Origin of the sequence: Methylobacillus sp. MM3 (genome assembly GCF_001645185.1) — a bacterium.
GTDB lineage: Bacteria > Pseudomonadota > Gammaproteobacteria > Burkholderiales > Methylophilaceae > MM2.
This window is the reverse complement of record NZ_LXTQ01000001.1, coordinates 640429-657379: the sequence shown is the minus strand read 5'-3', so window position 1 is coordinate 657379 and position 16951 is coordinate 640429. Positions and strand designations below refer to the sequence as shown.

15 protein-coding genes and 1 tRNA gene are annotated in these 16951 nt (G+C 57.6%); 8 read left to right on the top strand and 8 right to left on the bottom strand.

Annotation, left to right across the window (positions count from 1 at the left end):
* Positions 1–141 precede the first annotated feature (141 nt).
* The 6 genes from A7976_RS03085 to A7976_RS03060 all read right to left on the bottom strand — a co-directional run bounded on the left by A7976_RS03085 (position 142) and on the right by A7976_RS03060 (position 5588).
* A complete protein-coding gene (locus A7976_RS03085) occupies positions 142–1464 on the bottom strand; it encodes an HD-GYP domain-containing protein (protein WP_067106672.1) in 1323 nt (440 codons plus the stop codon).
* 189 nt (positions 1465–1653) lie between these two features.
* Positions 1654–2307, bottom strand: coding sequence for an HD domain-containing protein (locus tag A7976_RS03080; RefSeq protein ID WP_067106669.1), 654 nt, complete (start codon positions 2305–2307; stop codon positions 1654–1656).
* Positions 2308–2410: 103 nt separating this feature from the next.
* Complete coding sequence (locus A7976_RS03075) at positions 2411–2977, bottom strand: Smr/MutS family protein (RefSeq protein WP_240483773.1); 567 nt, start codon at positions 2975–2977, stop codon at positions 2411–2413.
* Between the two features lie 58 nt (positions 2978–3035).
* Positions 3036–3986: a thioredoxin-disulfide reductase gene (trxB, locus tag A7976_RS03070; protein ID WP_067106666.1), complete on the bottom strand. Its 951-nt coding sequence runs from the start codon at positions 3984–3986 to the stop codon at positions 3036–3038.
* A gap of 95 nt (positions 3987–4081) precedes the next feature.
* Positions 4082–4558, bottom strand: coding sequence for a Dps family protein (locus tag A7976_RS03065; protein ID WP_067106663.1), 477 nt, complete (start codon positions 4556–4558; stop codon positions 4082–4084).
* Positions 4559–4658: 100 nt separating this feature from the next.
* Positions 4659–5588 (bottom strand): hydrogen peroxide-inducible genes activator, encoded by a 930-nt coding sequence (locus A7976_RS03060; protein WP_067106660.1) that lies wholly within the window; start codon positions 5586–5588, stop codon positions 4659–4661.
* A 71-nt stretch (positions 5589–5659) separates the two neighbouring features.
* On the opposite strand from A7976_RS03060, the gene A7976_RS15425 reads away from it, so the two are divergent.
* The 4 genes from A7976_RS15425 to serS all read left to right on the top strand — a co-directional run bounded on the left by A7976_RS15425 (position 5660) and on the right by serS (position 11279).
* Positions 5660–7951, top strand: coding sequence for a DNA translocase FtsK (locus tag A7976_RS15425; protein ID WP_067106657.1), 2292 nt, complete (start codon positions 5660–5662; stop codon positions 7949–7951).
* A gap of 103 nt (positions 7952–8054) precedes the next feature.
* Positions 8055–8672: an outer membrane lipoprotein chaperone LolA gene (gene lolA, locus A7976_RS03050; RefSeq protein WP_067107371.1), complete on the top strand. Its 618-nt coding sequence runs from the start codon at positions 8055–8057 to the stop codon at positions 8670–8672.
* On the top strand, positions 8672–9979 hold the full coding sequence (locus A7976_RS03045) for a replication-associated recombination protein A (protein ID WP_067106654.1): 1308 nt from the start codon (positions 8672–8674) through the stop codon (positions 9977–9979). Before lolA ends, A7976_RS03045 begins: the two co-directional genes overlap by 1 nt.
* A 13-nt stretch (positions 9980–9992) precedes the next feature.
* Positions 9993–11279: a serine--tRNA ligase gene (gene serS, locus A7976_RS03040; RefSeq protein WP_067106651.1), complete on the top strand. Its 1287-nt coding sequence runs from the start codon at positions 9993–9995 to the stop codon at positions 11277–11279.
* Between the two features lie 171 nt (positions 11280–11450).
* On the opposite strand, the gene ybaL is transcribed toward serS, so the two are convergent.
* Together ybaL and mltF are read right to left on the bottom strand one after the other, a co-directional pair.
* Positions 11451–13163 carry a YbaL family putative K(+) efflux transporter gene (gene ybaL, locus A7976_RS03035; RefSeq protein ID WP_067106648.1) on the bottom strand — a complete coding sequence of 571 codons (1713 nt, stop codon included), beginning with the start codon at positions 13161–13163 and terminating at the stop codon, positions 11451–11453.
* 31 nt (positions 13164–13194) lie between these two features.
* Positions 13195–14622: a membrane-bound lytic murein transglycosylase MltF gene (mltF, locus tag A7976_RS03030; RefSeq protein ID WP_067106645.1), complete on the bottom strand. Its 1428-nt coding sequence runs from the start codon at positions 14620–14622 to the stop codon at positions 13195–13197.
* A gap of 78 nt (positions 14623–14700) precedes the next feature.
* Between mltF and A7976_RS03025 the strand changes: the two genes are divergently transcribed.
* The 4 genes from A7976_RS03025 to gspG all read left to right on the top strand — a co-directional run bounded on the left by A7976_RS03025 (position 14701) and on the right by gspG (position 16949).
* Positions 14701–14791 (top strand) — tRNA-Ser (locus tag A7976_RS03025).
* Between the two features lie 58 nt (positions 14792–14849).
* Positions 14850–15500 carry a response regulator transcription factor gene (locus tag A7976_RS03020; RefSeq protein WP_082877948.1) on the top strand — a complete coding sequence of 217 codons (651 nt, stop codon included), beginning with the start codon at positions 14850–14852 and terminating at the stop codon, positions 15498–15500.
* Positions 15501–15669: 169 nt separating this feature from the next.
* Positions 15670–16416 carry a heme-binding protein gene (locus tag A7976_RS03015; RefSeq protein ID WP_067106642.1) on the top strand — a complete coding sequence of 249 codons (747 nt, stop codon included), beginning with the start codon at positions 15670–15672 and terminating at the stop codon, positions 16414–16416.
* Positions 16417–16514: 98 nt separating this feature from the next.
* On the top strand, positions 16515–16949 hold the full coding sequence (gspG, locus tag A7976_RS03010; RefSeq protein WP_067106640.1) for a type II secretion system major pseudopilin GspG: 435 nt from the start codon (positions 16515–16517) through the stop codon (positions 16947–16949).
* Positions 16950–16951 lie beyond the last annotated feature (2 nt).

Here is a 16951-nt window from a genome sequence, read left to right as displayed (position 1 = left end):
ATTGATTTAAGTGGATAGCCGGCTCTTAGCCGAAGATTTCATAAAATCGACGGCTGCGGCAATTGCGCAAAAATTGCGTGCCCTGCAACGTTACTCTTCAATTTTTGCAGTGTGACAGAGATTTCGGGGGAGAGCGCTTCGTTAGTAAGCCTGGCTCATGCGATTTTCAACGGTGGATATCCAGGCCGGAACATCTTCGGCAGCAAGAGATGAAGTTCCTTGGTCGATTTTGGGCCATCTGCGGCGGCTCTCCTGAAAAATACCCTTGATTTGCCAGATGATTTCATCCAGAAGAATATTCAACTCGGCGGAGGCCTCTGAATCTGTCGCATTCTGCAAATTGTTCTCGAGTGCGTAAGGGTTCAAGCCGGCGTCAAGAGCTTCGATTTTCAATGCCTGCATGCGCTCGTTGATGAAGGTGCCAAGATTGTTTGCTGCAAAGCGCTCGCGCATGGACTCCCAGGATTTCAGCACGTCGGCAAACACATTCAGGCTCTGCCTGACCAGTTGCTTATCTTCTTCGGTGATCTGCGGATGCGTGACATTGCCGGCATAAAACACCTTGAGATGCCCGATAAGATTGCGCCCATATCGTCTGGAATTAAGTTTGAGTATGGTTTCCAGCCGCATCAGCTGATGATGCGTGTCATCTTTTCCGAAATGGCTGGCGACAACTTCGGCCATTGCAATGATCTGTCCGTACTGACTAATGACCTCTCCCGCCAGGCCCTGAGGGTAACCGCTGCCATCGAGTCGCTCGTGATGGTGCAGCACTGCTTCGGCGACTTCGTTGGCGTATTCAGGCTCTTCTTGCAATATCATCCAGGCAGTAATGGGGTGGGCGTATAAATGCTGCCGCTCCTCCTTCGTCATGCGGTATGAAAGCTCCAGCATTTTGGGCTCGACGTGGAGCAGCCCGATGTCATGCAGCAATGCCGCTGTTGCCAGCTTTACCAGTTGCTGTTCGTTCAGGCGCGACTGAACGCCGATATAAATGGCAACCAGCGTGACGTAAAGACTGCGCTTGAACAGCTCCTCGCGCTTCGCGCGCATGACGGTCAGTTTGAAGGCCAGGCCGGGTTTGAGCGGAATCTTGGTCAAAATGTCGAAGAGCATGTTTTCATCCGCCATTTCGTTGCGCATGCGTAACAGGCTGTCATCGGAATCAATAAGCGAGTTTGCCTCTTCCACCAGGGTATGGTTGTTCACACCCTCTTCCGTTTCCAGGCAGTCATCCAGCTTGGGTGCTAATTTGTGATGTAGGAGGCGTTGATAGATGGAACTGTTGACCTGTGCGCCCGAAGGCAGGAGTTTGACCCCCTTGGTGGAACAGATGTCGCGAATTGCATATACCTTGGAGCCATCGCCGAGCTCCGTGACGGTCTTGAGGTAATGAGGAGAATGCAGTTGCCCTTCTGCCGTGGTGGCCTCACGAAGCATTAAAGTGATATTGGCATCCATCATTATTTATTCTTTGAAATTTGGAAGCGTGAGTTTTTGTTTTATCGGGCTCGGATTTTCACTATAGGAAAATTCCTACCCTTGGCTCAATCAGGGCAACCACGTAGTGTTCTCAAAGAAATGTCGGTTCGGGTGGCCTCGGAATTATGAGAGCAGCGCTTTTGCGACTATTTTTGGTGTAGCACTGGGAGCTTAGCATCCATCAGGACTGCCCCATTCTGCAATAAACGTATCGCGGAATGATCGCAACCATTCCAATCGAATTTCTCCCATTTTCTGGCCAGCTTTTGTGGTCATGGTGGCGGGCAGCGTTGCCAGTTTTACTTCAATATGGTCGAGCGCGAACTTCTTGTCATCCATCGTCCGATGGCCCGCCAAAGGGTCGGTCGGATGCGCCAGCGCACTTCCCATGCGGCCTGCCGTGTAATACAGCCGGGCGAGCCCCACAGCGCCCAAGGCGTCCAGCCGGTCGGCATCCTGCACTATCCGGGCTTCTATCGTTTCAGGGGCGATCCCCGCCGAAAAGCTGTGTGCTTCGATGGCATGAGCAAGGGATGGCAGTTTTTCCACTGGAAAGTCCAGTTTTTCCAATTCGCGCCAAGCCAGTTGGGCAGCCTGGCGCGAGGCGAGGTGACGTTCCGGGTCGTTCTTGGGCAAGTTCACCAGGTCATGCAGATAGCAGGCAGCCATTACCACCAGCGCATCGGCTTCCGGGTGATCCTCAAGCAGGGTCTGCGCGTTCTGCCAGACACGATTGAGGTGATTGAGATCGTGTGCGCCGTCATCGGCGTTGCTGGCGGCAGCAAGCTGCATCAAGCGGGGCCGCCATGTTTCCAGGTTATTCATCGATGGATTTCTTTGTAATTGATTGCTCTGAAGGCTACAGGTGACGATTGAAGCCGCTTGAGAAGACTTGACGCGCTGAGCGATTATTCATGTCCGGAAGGGTTTAGCCAGACTTCAACAAAACCACCAACGCTCCTGCGCCCCCATCCACGTCTCGCGCCTGACAATAGGCCAGCACTTCATCCCGCTGCATCAACCAGCTACGCAATTTGTTTTTCAGCACCGGTTCACGGTTCTTCGAACCCAGCCCTTTGCCGTGAATGATACGCACGCAGCGCGCCCCGCGTTTCCGGCATTCTGCGAGAAACTGCACGACATAAAGCCGCGCTTCATCGGCGCGCATGCCGTGCAGGTCGAGTTGTTCCTGGATCACCCAATGACCGCGGCGCAGTTTGCGCAGGAGGTCGGGGGAGTGGCCCTCGCGCAGGTAGAGCAGTTCTTCGCCGCTTTCGAGTTCGTGGGCGGGGATGTAGTGATCGGAGAGCGAGTCGGCAAGTGCCTGGTATTCGTCGCGGATGAATTGCTGGGGAACGGGGCGCGGTTTTTTGGTCGGATGCTGGACGCGCGGCGGCTGTTTCAGCGGGCGTGCATCCTTGATCGCCTCGCGGAAAAGCTCGATATCATCTTCGTCTTCAGGTTCGTTCGCCACGGTAGGGATAAAAAAGCGCACAGGGAGATGCGGCTATTTTCGCATTTCCCGGTGCGCTCTGTGTAGCGCGATGAAAGACTTAGTTCAGGCCGTCCAGATAGCGTTCCGCATCCAGCGCGGCCATGCAGCCGGTGCCGGCACTGGTGACAGCCTGGCGGTAGATGTGATCCTGCACGTCGCCGGCAGCGAACACGCCGGGAACGCTGGTGGCGGTGGCGTTGCCTTCACGGCCACCCTTGGTCACGATGTAACCGCCTTCCATTTCAAGCTGATCGGCGAAGATATCGGTGTTCGGTTTGTGGCCGATGGCGATGAACACCCCCTTCAGCGCGATTTCCTTGGTCTCATTGGTCTGGGTGTTCTTGATCCGCATGCCGGTGACGCCGCTGTCGTCGCCCAGCACCTCATCCAGTACATGATGCAGTTGCAGCTCGATCTTGCCTTCCTTGACGCGCTCCATCAGCTTGTCGACCAGGATCGCCTCGGCCTTGAATTTGTCGCGGCGGTGCACCAGCGTCACCTTGCTGGCGATATTGGCCAGGTACAGCGCTTCTTCAACCGCAGTGTTGCCGCCACCGATGACCGCGACTTCCTGATTGCGATAGAAAAAGCCGTCGCAGGTCGCGCAGGCGGACACGCCCTTGCCGGAGAAGGCTTCTTCCGAAGGCAGGCCCAGGTATTGCGCGGAGGCGCCGGTCGCGATGATCAGCGCGTCGCAGGTGTATTCGCTGCTGTCGCCGATCAGGCGGATCGGTTTTTCGGTCAGCTTGGCGGTGTGGATGTGGTCGAAAATCATTTCAGTGTTGAAGCGTTCCGCATGTTTCAGGAAGCGCTCCATCAATTCCGGGCCCTGCACGCCGTCGGCATCTGCCGGCCAGTTGTCGACTTCGGTGGTCGTCATGAGTTGGCCGCCCTGGGCGATACCAGTGACGAGAACCGGTTTCAGGTTGGCGCGAGCGGCATAGACCGCGGCGGAGTAACCGGCGGGGCCTGAGCCGAGAATGAGCAGGCGGGCGTGCTTGGTGGACATGACTTCAACGACTCCTAAACGAATGATCTACAAAAATAGTGACGCCGCAGCGGATATATTCACGCTGCGGCGGTGAATAACCGAATTTTACCAGCTTAAGTTTCGAGCAGGCTGCGCAGCATCCAGGCAGTCTTTTCATGCACCTGCATGCGCTGCGTCAGCAGGTCGGCGGTCGGCTGGTCGTTGGCTTTTTCCACGATGGGGAAAATCGCGCGGGCGGTGCGGGCAACGGCTTCGTTGCCTTCGACCAGCAGGCGGATCATGTCATGCGCCTTGGGCACGCCATCGACCTCCTTGATCGATGTCAGCTTGCCGAATGCGGAATACGTGCCGGGTGCCGGAAATCCGAGCGCGCGTATGCGTTCCGCAATCAGGTCGGTCGCCGTCCACAATTCGTTATATTGGGTCATGAACATCAAGTGCAAGGTCTGGAACATCGGCCCGGTGACGTTCCAGTGGAAATTGTGCGTGCGCAGATAGACGGTGTAAGTGTCGGCCAGCAGGCGCGAAAGCCCGTCGGCAATATCCTTGCGGTCTTCGGGAGAAATACCGATATCGATTTCCTGATTCATGGTGACCTCACTTTTTAATATTGATGACGTTGGGTAATAATTTAGCTCGCACTATCTTATAGTGCAAATTGATTGTTTAAATTATTTTGATAGTCAAATGCTATGAATTGTCTATCCATTCCGAGCATGGGTTTTTCGCTTGCCGGATGGCTTCGATCAGCACTTCCACCGCTTGCGGGCGGGTGAAGCTTTTGCGCCATACTAGCGCAACGCGACGCTTGGGGGTGGGCTGCGTAAAAGGAATAAAGCGCAACATCGAGTTGTCTTCCCGGCTGACGCTGGCCGCGGTGCATGGCAGGATGGTCATGCCCACGCCAGAGGCGACCATGTAGCGTATCGTTTCCAGCGAACTTCCTTCCAGCGTTTGTTGCATGCCGCTGGCCGAGGTTCCGCGCGCCAGTGCCGGGCACACCTGCAGCACCTGGTCGCGGAAGCAGTTACCGGCTCCGAGCAGCAGTACCGATTCGTTACCCAGTTCTTCCGGCGGAATGGCCGCGCGGTCGCGCCAGTGATGATCCAAGGGAACTGCGACTTGAAACGGCTCGTCGTATAGCGGGCGAATGACCATGCCGGGCTCTTCGAACGGCAGCGACAGAATCGCCACGTCGAGCTTCCCTTGCTTGAGCTGTTCGCGCAGGCTGGCGGTGTAGCTTTCCTGGATCAGCAGTTGCATGTTGGGCGCGCGTTCGCGTAGCATCGGCAAAATCGACGGCAATAGATAGGGGCCGATGGTATAGATTGCGCCCAGCCGCAACGGATGCGAAAGCGGGTCGCCGCTTTGCTGGGCGATGGTCTTGATCGCGGCGGCGTTTTCCAGTGTGCGCGCGGCTTGTGCGACGATTTCCTCGCCTACGTGCGTCAGGGTGATTTCGTTCGAGCCGCGCTCGAAAATCATCACACCCAGCTCCTCTTCGATTTTCTTGATACCGACGCTCAATGTGGGTTGGCTGACGAAGCAGGCCTGAGCGGCGCGGCCGAAGTGCCGTTCCCTTGCCACGGCGACGATGTAGCGTAATTCCGTTAATGTCATCTGGGTGGTTTCGTTGAGGTTAAAGTCCGGTAAAATCCAATTTTACGCGGATATCGAGTTCACCAGACAGCATGTTTTTCCAAAAAAAACCGTCATCTGCCATTTCCCGGCGCGAGGTTCCAGAGAAAACCGCCGGCCTGATCCGCGAGGCCTGGTGGCTGGTGCTGGTCGTGGCGGGCAGTTACCTCGCCACTATACTGTTTACCTATCATCGCGACGATCCGGGCTGGTCGCACAGCGCCAGCGAGGATGCCGCGATTCATAATGCAGGCGGTTCGTTGGGGGCATGGCTCGCCGATATCCTGCTCTACCTGTTCGGTTTTTCCGCATGGTGGCTGGCGGTGCTGGCGTTTTATGCGATGTGGTGGGTCTACAAACGCCTCGAAATTGCTGAAGCCGAGCGGCCTTACCTGCTGTTCAATGTCATCGGTTTTGTATTGATGCTGCTGGCTTCCAGTGCGCTCGAGGCCGGTCACTTTCTTGAAATGCACCTGATGCTGCCGCTGGCGCAAGGTGGCATGTTGGGTAGCGTGCTCGACGGATTGCTGCGCCATGTGCTTGGTTTTGCGGGCTCGACGATGGTGCTGCTGCTCGCGTTTGCAACCGGTTTCAGTCTTTTTACCGGCTGGTCGTGGCTCAAGATCACCGAGAAATTCGGTTGGCTGCTTGAAAGAACCTATCACTTCCTGCGCCAGAGCTGGCAGGATTGGCAGGATAAAAAAGCCGGCAAGGTGGCCGAGCAATTGCGCGAAGAATATGTCGAAAGCGAGCGCAAGCGCGTTGAGGATCGCCCGCCGGTGCAGATCGAAGTTCCGCAACTGGAAATCCCCAAGAGCGATCGCGTGGAAAAGGAACGCCAGACGCCGTTGTTCCAGACCATGCCTGATTCGCCGCTGCCGCCGCTCCATCTGCTGGACGAGCCTAAAGGTACCGTGGAAGTGCAAAGCGCCGAGACGCTTGAATTCACCTCACGCCTGATCGAGCGCAAGCTGATGGATTTCAATATCGAGGTCAAGGTGACTTCCGCGTTGCCCGGCCCGGTGATCACGCGCTATGAATTCGAACCGGCCGCCGGCGTAAAGGGCAGCCAGATCACCAACCTCGCCAAGGACCTGGCGCGCGCTTTGTCCGTTGTCAGCATCCGCGTCGTGGAAACCATTCCCGGCAAGAGCTGCATGGCCATTGAAATCCCCAACCCCAAGCGGCAGGTGGTGTGCCTGACGGAAATTCTCGGGTCGCAGGTATATGCGGACATGGCTTCGCCGCTCGCCATCGCCATGGGCAAGGATATTTCCGGCAAGCCGGTGGTCGCCGATCTTGCCAAGATGCCGCACGTGCTGGTCGCGGGTACCACCGGCTCGGGCAAGTCGGTCGCGATCAATGCGATGATCCTGAGCCTGGTCTACAAGGCCGATGCGAGCAAGGTGCGACTAATTTTGGTTGACCCCAAGATGCTGGAATTGTCAGTTTACGAAGGCATTCCACACCTGCTGGCGCCTGTCGTGACCGATATGCGTCAAGCCGCCAGCGCGCTTAACTGGTGTGTGGCTGAAATGGAAAAACGTTACCGCCTGATGTCCACGCTCGGCGTGCGCAACCTCGCGGGTTACAACCAGAAGGTGCTCGATGCCGAGAAATCCGGCAACAAGCTGACCAACCCGTTTACGATTACCCCGGACAATCCAGAACCGCTGGAAGAAATGCCGCTGATCGTGGTAGTGATCGACGAACTGGCCGACATGATGATGGTGGTCGGCAAGAAAGTCGAAGAGCTGATCGCGCGTCTCGCACAGAAAGCGCGCGCCTCCGGTATCCACCTGGTACTGGCGACCCAGCGGCCGTCGGTAGACGTGATCACCGGCCTGATCAAGGCCAATATCCCGACGCGCGTCGCGTTCCAGGTTTCCAGCAAGATCGACTCGCGCACGATTCTGGATGCGATGGGCGCCGAGGCGCTGCTGGGGCAGGGCGATATGCTGTACCAGCCGCCGGGCACCGGCTATCCGCAGCGCGTGCATGGCGCCTTCGTCAGCGACCAGGAAGTGCATCGCGTGGTGGAATATCTCAAATCGCTGGGCGAACCGGATTACATCGACGGCATCCTTACCGGCGAATCCGAAACGGGCGAAGGCATGGAAGGCGGCATGCCGGGCGAGGGAGGCGGTGAGGCCGATCCTCTATACGATCAGGCAGTCGCCATCGTGCTCAAGTCGCGCCGTGCATCAATTTCTGCGGTGCAGCGCCACCTGCGCATCGGCTACAACCGCGCCGCCCGGCTGATCGAGGAAATGGAACGCGCCGGGATCGTGTCGGCGATGCAGTCCAACGGTAACCGCGAAGTGCTTGCTCCTGCCGGTGATTAAAGGCTTTTACCACGGAAAACACGGAGAGGGTTTCCGTGCCGAATGTTCGCCGTGGCTGTCTCATGTTTACTTTTATGTATTAAGGAAATTCTCCGTGATCTCTGTGTTCTCCGTGGTGAAAAATGTTTTGTTTTTCTGCCTGCTTATCCCTGCGCTGGCGCATGCCGACGACGTGCAAACCCTGAAGAATTTCTTTCAGAACGCCACTTCCATGCGCGCCAGGTTCCAGCAGACCGTAGTCGATAACCTCGGCCGCAAGGTACAGGAAGTCACTGGCAGCATGCAGTTGCAGCGCCCGGGCAAGTTCCGCTGGGATTACGACAAACCTTATGTGCAGCTGATCGTCGGCGATGGCAAGAAAGTGTGGCTGTTCGACCCCGATCTCAACCAGGTGACAGTGCGCCCGCTGGACAAGGTGCTGGGTTCCAGCCCGGCGGCACTGCTCGCCGGCAGCAAGGACATCGACAAGACTTTCGAACTGAAAAGTGTCGGGAAGCAGGGCGAATTGAACTGGGTGGAGGCGATTCCGAAAGAAAAGGAAAGCGGCTTTGACAAGGTCATGCTGGGCTTCAAGGGCAATATGCTGCAAGAGATGGAAATGCGCGACAGCTTCGGTCAGATCACCGTGATCGAATTCAGCAAACAGGAACTCAATCCCCGGCTGAACGAGAAAAGCTTCCGTTTCGTGCCGCCTCAAGGCGCAGACGTGCTGAGCGAGTAATGACCGACCTGTTCGCTCCCGCTGAACCCCAAGCGCCGCTGGCGGAACGCTTGCGGCCCAAGTCGCTGGACGAAGTCGTCGGGCAAAGCCATCTGCTCGGCGCAGGCAAGCCGCTGCGGTTGGCGTTCACTTCCGGCAAGCTGCCGTCGATGATACTGTGGGGGCCGCCGGGTGTCGGCAAGACCACGCTGGCGCGACTGATCGCCAATACCGCCGATGCCGAGTTCATTCCGCTTTCGGCGGTGCTGTCCGGCGTCAAGGACATCCGCGAAGCGGTGGACCGCGCCCAGCACATCCTGCAGCAATCCGGTCGCCGTACCATTTTGTTCGTCGATGAAGTGCACCGCTTCAACAAGTCGCAACAGGACGCATTTTTGCCCTATGTCGAAAGCGGCCTGTTCACTTTTATCGGCGCAACCACCGAAAACCCGTCGTTCGAAGTCAACAGTGCGCTGCTTTCCCGCGCGCAGGTGTTCGTGCTGCAGGCGCTTTCCGAGCAGGAGTTGGGCGTGCTGTTCGATCGCGCGCTGCAAATCGAATCCGGCGGTCTCGCCGTGATGCCGGAAGTGCGCGAGCAAGTGCTGGCTTATGCAGATGGCGATGCGCGGCGCTTGCTGAATTTTCTTGAGCAATTGTTCAATGCAGCGCATGCCAGCAGCGTCAACGATATCGACGAGGAATTCCTCAACAGCACGCTTTCTTCCAAGCTGCGCCGTTTCGATAAAGGCGGCGAGGCGTTCTACGACCAGATTTCCGCATTGCACAAATCGGTGCGCGGTTCCAGCCCGGATGCCGCGCTGTACTGGTTTTTGCGCATGCTGGACGGCGGCGCGGACCCGCTTTATCTCGGACGGCGCATCGTGCGCATGGCCGTTGAAGATATCGGTCTGGCCGACCCGCGGGCGACGGAAATTGCTTCGGCCGCCTGCGAAATCTACGAACGCCTCGGCACTCCCGAGGGCGAACTGGCGCTCTCGAACGCGGTGCTGTATCTCGCCGTTGCGCCCAAGAGCAACGCGGCCTACATGGCCTACAACAAGGCCAAGGCCTTTGTGGCGCAGGATAAATCCCGCAGCGTGCCTTTGCATTTGCGCAACGCGCCGACCAAGCTGATGAAGCAACTGGATTACGGCAAGGAATACCGCTATGCGCACGACGAGCCCGAAGCCTATGCCGCCGGGGAGCAATACTTTCCCGACGATATGCCTGCGATGAAGTTTTACGAACCCACGCCGCGCGGGCTGGAAGGTAAAATAGGCGAAAAGTTGGCGCATCTGCGCGAGCTGGACAGAAAAGCGAAAAAATAACCCGGAGTTTCAATTGCTCGACATACAACTACTCAGAACCGATCTCGAATCCGTCGCCGCTCGTCTGCTCGCACGCGGTTTTTCCCTGGATATCGCCGCATTCACCGTGCTGGAAGCCGAGCGCAAGGCGGTGCAGACGCGCACGCAGGAACTGCAGGCCAAGCGCAATGCCACTTCCAAGCAGATCGGCATCGCCAAGTCCAAGGGCGAGGACGCTTCGGCGATTCTCGCTGAAGTCGCGACCTTGGGCGATGAACTGAAGGCCGCCGAGGAAAAGCTCGCCGTGATCCAGGCGCAAATGCAGGATTTCCTGCAGAACGTGCCCAATCTGCCGCACGAGAGCGTGCCGGTTGGCAGGTCGGAAGAAGATAACGTCGAAGTGCGCAAGGTCGGCACGCCGCGCGTTTTCGATTTCGAGGTCAAGGATCACGTCGATGTCGGCGCCCCGCTGGGGCTGGATTTCGACACCGGCGCCAAGCTTACCGGTGCACGTTTTACTTTCATGAAAGGCCCGATGGCGAAGCTGCACCGTGCCCTCGCGCAATTCATGCTGGACGTGCAGACCAACGAGCATGGCTACACCGAGTGCTATACGCCTTACATCGTCAATGCCGAGACCCTGCGCGGCACCGGCCAACTGCCCAAGTTCGAGGCCGACCTGTTTGCCGCGAAGAAAGGCGGGCAGGAAGGCGAGGGCGAGGCCCTTTACCTGATCCCAACCTCCGAAGTCACGCTTACCAATACTGTACGTGACGAAATCGTGGCGGCTGAGGATTTGCCGATCAAACTGACCGGCCACACGCCGTGCTTTCGTTCCGAAGCCGGTTCCTACGGCCGCGACACGCGCGGCATGATCCGCCAGCATCAGTTCGACAAGGTCGAAATGGTGCAGATCGTGCACCCCGAAAAGAGCTACGAAGCCTTGGAAGAAATGGTCGGCCATGCGGAAACCATCCTCCAGAGACTGGGCCTGCCATATCGCGTCGTGTCGCTCTGCACCGGCGACATGGGCTTCGGCGCGGCCAAAACGTATGATCTGGAAGTCTGGCTGCCGGCGCAGAACGCATACCGCGAGATTTCTTCCATTTCGAATTGCGAGGCTTTCCAGGCGCGTCGCATGCAGGCGCGCTTTCGCAGCGGCCAGGGCAAGCCGGAGTTGCTGCATACCCTGAACGGTTCCGGTCTTGCGGTCGGGCGTACACTGGTGGCGGTGCTGGAGAACTACCAGAATGCGGATGGCAGCGTGACCGTTCCGCCGGCTCTACGGCCGTATATGGGCGGGCTGGAAAAGCTCGCCTGATGCACTGACGTGTGCCTCCCGGGAATCAGGCTCACTCATCTGATCGAGCTTTCCGGGAGCGCATCGCACGAAATGCTCCGAGCCGCGATAGGACTTGGCCTGTTGCCATGCCGCCAGTTGCTAGTGTGATCTTCTATGTTGCTGCATCCCCGGTCGCTTCCATGATGGGCATCAATGTTTCTTTCGGGGTTCTCCGATTCCCATGCGGCCGAGAACATGGGCAGTCATGCCGCGCGCCAGTTCGTGTTCGCCCATGAATACCTTGCCGATGTTTTCTTTGGTCAGAAGATCTGCCTCTTCGTCGCTGTGGGTGCGAACCACTACCTCGACATTCGGGTTCAGCAGCTTCGCGGTTTCTACCATTTTGCGAGCGGCAAAGGTGTCCGGCGTGGCGATCACTAGCATGCCAGCACGCGCGATATGCGCCTGGATCAGCACTGCGGGATCGGACGCATCGCCCGAGACGGCCGGGATTTCATGCGCGCGCAGAGCCTCGACAATTCCCCGGTTCTGCTCGGCGACGACATACGGTATGCCGCACTCGTTGAGGCTTTCCGCAATGCGTTTTCCGACGCGCCCATAACCGACGAGTACGACCTGTCCGGTCAGCAGCGCCTGGTCGGTGGACATCGGCAATTGCGCCAACGGGTCGTCGCTTAGTTCGAGGCGGCGCGCCAGCGCGGAGCGCGAGCGTATCCAGACCTGGGCCGGTTCGATGGCAGCAAATGCAAGGGAGTTGAGCGCGATCGAAAGCAATGCTCCGGCGAGGATCAGGGTCTGACCTTCGGTTCCCAGCAATCCGAGACTGACGCCCATGCCGGCGAGGATGAACGAGAATTCGCCGATCTGGGCGAGGCTGGCGCCGACGGTCAGCGCGGTATTGAGCGGATATCGAAACGCCAGCACCAGCACGATGGCCGCCAGCGTTTTGCCGAAGATGATGATGGCAGTCACGACCAGAACCTTCATCGGGTCGTCGAGCAATACCTGCGGGTTGAACAGCATGCCGACCGACACGAAAAACAATACCGAGAATGCATCGCGCAGCGGCAGCGACTCATCGGCGGCGCGGTGGCTGAACTCTGACTCCCGCATCATCATGCCGGCAAAGAAAGCGCCGAGGGCAAACGAAACGCCGAACAGCGAGGCCGAGCCGTAAGCGACGACAACCGCCGCGGCGATCACGCACAGCGTAAACAGCTCACGCGATCCGGTTCGCGCGACTTGCCACAACAGTTTCGGGAAAAGGCGGCGACCGACGATCAGCATCAGGGCGATAAACGTCGTGACCTTGACCAGGGTAATGCCGATGGTTACCCAGACTTCGTTATCCCATGCGTGTTCTTCCGTAGAGCTTCCAAGAAAGCCCGCAAACACCGGCAGCAGTACCAGCACCAGCACCATGACCAGGTCTTCCACGATCAACCACCCGACGGCGATGCGGCCGTTGATCGAATCCAGCACGCCGCGCGCCTCCAATGCGCGCAGCAGGACGACCGTGCTGGCAACCGATAGCGATAACCCGAACACCAGGGCCGCGCCGATATCCCAACCCCAGTAGGTTGCCGTCACCATGCCCAGTGCGGTTGCCACCGCGATTTGTACGATGGCGCCGGGAACTGCGATGCGCTTGACGGCAAGCAGGTCGTCCAGCGAAAAATGCAAACCGACGCCGAACATCAGCAGCATCACGCCGATTTCTGCCAACTGGCTGGCAAGCTCCATGTCTGCGTCAAAACCGGGCGTGGCGGGGCCGATAAGGATGCCGGCCACGAGATAGCCGACCAGCGGGGGCATGCGGAGTTTGGATGCGATGAATCCCATGGCCATGGCCAAGCCGAAGGCGGCGGCAATAGTGGTGATCAGGCTGACTTCATGTGGCATGAAAAAATCTCAATCAAATAGGTTGCAAGTTCTAGTGTACGGGAGAGGCGCCCCAGGATGTGGCGCTGATGAGCTCGAATCCGGGCAGTATCGGGACATGCTTCTGGGCGTATTTTTCCAGGATGCGATAGTAAGTACGTATGGATTCGACGAAATGTACCGGCGCTCCGCCGCGTGCGTAACCGTATTGCACGGTAGAGAAATACTCTTCGCGGGTGAGCAGCGGCAGGGTTTTCTTCACGTCCGCCCAGGCGTCGGTGTTTAATTTCAGGCGCTGCGCCAGAACGCGCGCGTCTTCAAGGTGGGCATAGCCGATGTTATAGGCGGCCAGCGCCAGCCAGGTGCGATCAGGTTCGGGGATACGGTCCGGTATCGTTTCCTTCAGTACGATCATGTAGCGCGCGCCGGCCATGATGCTCTGCGTTGGGTCCAGCCGATTGGAAACACCCATGCGGTCGGCCGTTTCCTCGGTAAGCATCATCATCCCGCGCACATTGGTCGGCGATGTCGCAAACGGGTCCCAGTGCGACTCCTGATAGCTGATGGCCGCCAGCAATCGCCAGTCGATCCCGGTCAACTCTTCGGCCTGTTTGAAGAGATCGATATACTTCGGCAGCACCGTGCGCAGCTTGATCAGAAAGCCGGTCACGTCCATCGGGTTGACGCGTTCGGAATGGCCGTAATAACGGTCGAGAAGAATACGCAGCGTGCCGTCCTTCTTGATGCGCGCAAAGAATTTTTGCGCTTGCTGATAAAGCCATTCGTCCCCGCTTTTGCGGAAGGCCCAGGCCAGGTCGTCCTTTTTTCCGAAATTGAGTCCGGCGCCCAGGTTGGGATAATAATTCTGCACCATCGCTACCAGATGCGAATCGGCGATGGTGTAATCCAGCGTGCCGTCAGCGACCCGTTCAAGCAGTTCCTCGCTATTCACGTGCTGCTCCTCGGCCCAATGCAGGGCCGGTGTATTGGCCGCCACTTCATTCAGGCGCTCGGAATAGCTGGTGCCGGTAGGAATGGCAATATTGGCCCCGGACAGATCACTTATCTTGCGGGGTGTCCTGCCTTTCTCCCGGTTGTATACCACCTGCTGCTGCACAATCTGATATGGCGGGCCGAATCGCACTAGGTGCTGGCGCGGACGGGTAATGCTGAGATTGGCCGCGGCGATATGCGCCTTGCCCTGGATCAGGGCGGGGATAACCTGCGACACGTTTTCGACAAGCACGATCTTCAGCCGGACTTCCTCTCCTAGTTCTGCGCTCAGATCCTGTGCAAACAGTTTGGCCAGATCGTATTCGAAACCGGCGAACTCCTTCTGGCCGTTGACGTAATAAGTCGCCGGGCCGTTATGGGTGACTACCACCAGTTCCCGACTTTCCTTGACCGAAGGCAGAGGTTTTGGCGGTTTCTGGCAGCCGCCCAGGAGAAACAGAATGAATAAGATCGCCAAGGAACGCATAGCCGAAGTTTCCCGAAGTTGGGTGGCTTTGTCCAGAGACGTATTGCGATGGCTTATGCTAGAATTCGCCCTCGCCGCGGAGAGGTGGCAGAGTGGTCGAATGCGCTGGACTCGAAATCCAGTATAGCGGTCTCCGTTATCGAGGGTTCGAATCCCTCCCTCTCCGCCAACGTTGTAGTTCTACCATCCGATAATTACAATCGGAATTGGAGAGGTGAACGCAATGCTTGGTAGAAGCCGTGAACATCCTGTTAATCGATGATCATGCCCTGTTTCGTGAGGGATTATCGCTTCTTCTTGAGCGCTTGGGCTTTCCTCTCGTCACTCTTCAGGCGCGTACCATTCGCGACGCGCTTGCTTATGTTACCCACCCGGATGGAATTCATCTGCTCCTGATGGATTTTTATATTTCCGATGCCGATGGCCTGCAAGGCTTGCTGAAGTTACGCCAGGCCTTTCCTTCCTCCGCAATTGTTTTGATTTCCGCTTCGCACGACCTGGGGTTGATACGTGAGGCCGTCCTTTCAGGGGCGCGTGGGTTCATACATAAATCGGCTGCTGTCGAAGCAATGCTTGCGGGGTTGAATAATGCCCTGGCCGGGCTCGAATGCTTTATTTACCCGGAAGATTTGCAGCCGGAAAGGTCGGCCAAACACCTGACTCACCGTCAGCGTGAAGTATTGGCGCAACTTTGCCTGGGCAAGTCCAACAAGGAAATCGGCAGGGCGCTTTCCCTTAGCGAAAACACCGTACGGATTCATCTGGCCGACATTTTTCGTATTCTCGATGTGGCATCCAGAACCGAGGCAATCGTTCTGGCGAAAAGCGGGGTGCTGTTTGACAGGGATGCGCTTTATCGGCAGTCCAATCAACCTTGATGAGAAAAATGAGCCTTTCTTGGAGTGGCGATATACCTCAATCAGACTAGTCTTTTTGTGTTATGGCGCTACCTTATTGAATATTCTAAGATTTTCCACTCGCTTCACAGCGTGTCGTGCGGTGCGGGTAGTCGATGAATTCTAACGAATTTTCAGTAAGGGGAAGATCATGAACAGAATGACAATTGGTTTAGGCGCTGCTGTTCTTGCCCTGCTTTCACAGGGTGCGGTGGCTGGTTGCGGTGATGTTTCGCGTGCACAATTCGAGGCGGCGGCCAATACCGCTGCGATTGAAACCGATAGCTTCGGTTTCGGACTGCCGATGTGGGCCACGATGGTGGATGAGACGGGCAAGGTCTGCCATGTGTATTCCACCGATAGCGGCGCGGCCAACACCGGGGCGGCCTCCGGCAACAAGGCGTGGCTGGGAAGCCGCGTGATTTCGGCGCAAAAGGCGAATACGGCCAATGCCTTCAGTCTCGATGGCCTGGCGATCTCCACGGGGGCCATTTCGGTGGCGGTGTATCCCGGCGGCAGCTTGTATGGGCTGCAGCACAGCAATCCAGTCGATGCATCCAGGGCTTATGACGGTAGCCCGACCAACTATGGCACGACGGACGATTTCTTGAGGAACAAACGGCTGGGCGGCGTTAACGTGTTCGGCGGCGGCGTGCCTCTGTATGGTTCGAGCGGAGTGAAGGTCGGCGGTCTCGGTGCTTCCGGCGATACTTCCTGCCGTGACCATGCATTCGCCTATCGCATGCGCATTGCGCTGGGACTGAACAATCAGCCGAATGACGATGGCCTGGCCTTTGTTGCCGTCCCTGCGGCCTTGTTTCAGCAGCCGGCATGCGGAGTCAATGACCCCACGGTCAGCGCCTATAACTCCGGGCCGACCGATTTTGGCGCTCGCTAACGCTATAGAAAATATATAAGCCCCCGCTAAACACGGGGGCTTTTTTCTGCCACAATGAACCGGTCAGGGCATCCCTAACGAAGTCTGGAGTTTGCGATATGCATCGTCAGTCCGGGTTTACGCTTCTTGAGTTGCTTGTCGTGATGGTCATCATCGGCCTGCTGGTGGGCTATGTGGGGCCGCGTTATTTTTCCCAGGTAGGAAAATCCGAAATCAAGGCCGCGCGAGCGCAGATCAATGCGCTCGAAAAGGCGCTGGATATGTACCGGCTGGATACCGGGCATTATCCTTCAAGTGAACTCGGCCTCAAGGCCTTGAACGAGCAGCCCGCCAACGAAACGCGCTGGGCGGGACCATATCTCAGCAAGGGCATTCCGCCAGATCCCTGGGGAAATGCCTATATTTATCGTATCCCGGGCGCAAATGGCGCCGAGTACGATCTTTACTCCTTCGGCAATGACGGCAAGGCCGGAGGTTCCGGCGAAGCCGCCGATATTTCCTCCCGCGATTCCGCGCCTGCCGGCAATGGATAAGC

What these genes read in the sequence shown, in the direction of transcription:
- A7976_RS03085 (WP_067106672.1), bottom strand. Translation starts at nt 1,464, where the DNA reads ATGATGGATGCCAATATCACTTTAATGCTTCGTGAGGCCACCACGGCA.
- A7976_RS03080 (WP_067106669.1), bottom strand. Translation starts at nt 2,307, where the DNA reads ATGAATAACCTGGAAACATGGCGGCCCCGCTTGATGCAGCTTGCTGCC.
- trxB (WP_067106666.1), bottom strand. Translation starts at nt 3,986, where the DNA reads ATGTCCACCAAGCACGCCCGCCTGCTCATTCTCGGCTCAGGCCCCGCC.
- A7976_RS03065 (WP_067106663.1), bottom strand. Translation starts at nt 4,558, where the DNA reads ATGAATCAGGAAATCGATATCGGTATTTCTCCCGAAGACCGCAAGGAT.
- A7976_RS03060 (WP_067106660.1), bottom strand. Translation starts at nt 5,588, where the DNA reads ATGACATTAACGGAATTACGCTACATCGTCGCCGTGGCAAGGGAACGG.
- A7976_RS15425 (WP_067106657.1), top strand. Translation starts at nt 5,660, where the DNA reads ATGTTTTTCCAAAAAAAACCGTCATCTGCCATTTCCCGGCGCGAGGTT.
- A7976_RS03045 (WP_067106654.1), top strand. Translation starts at nt 8,672, where the DNA reads ATGACCGACCTGTTCGCTCCCGCTGAACCCCAAGCGCCGCTGGCGGAA.
- ybaL (WP_067106648.1), bottom strand. Translation starts at nt 13,163, where the DNA reads ATGCCACATGAAGTCAGCCTGATCACCACTATTGCCGCCGCCTTCGGC.
- mltF (WP_067106645.1), bottom strand. Translation starts at nt 14,622, where the DNA reads ATGCGTTCCTTGGCGATCTTATTCATTCTGTTTCTCCTGGGCGGCTGC.
- A7976_RS03015 (WP_067106642.1), top strand. Translation starts at nt 15,670, where the DNA reads ATGAACAGAATGACAATTGGTTTAGGCGCTGCTGTTCTTGCCCTGCTT.
- gspG (WP_067106640.1), top strand. Translation starts at nt 16,515, where the DNA reads ATGCATCGTCAGTCCGGGTTTACGCTTCTTGAGTTGCTTGTCGTGATG.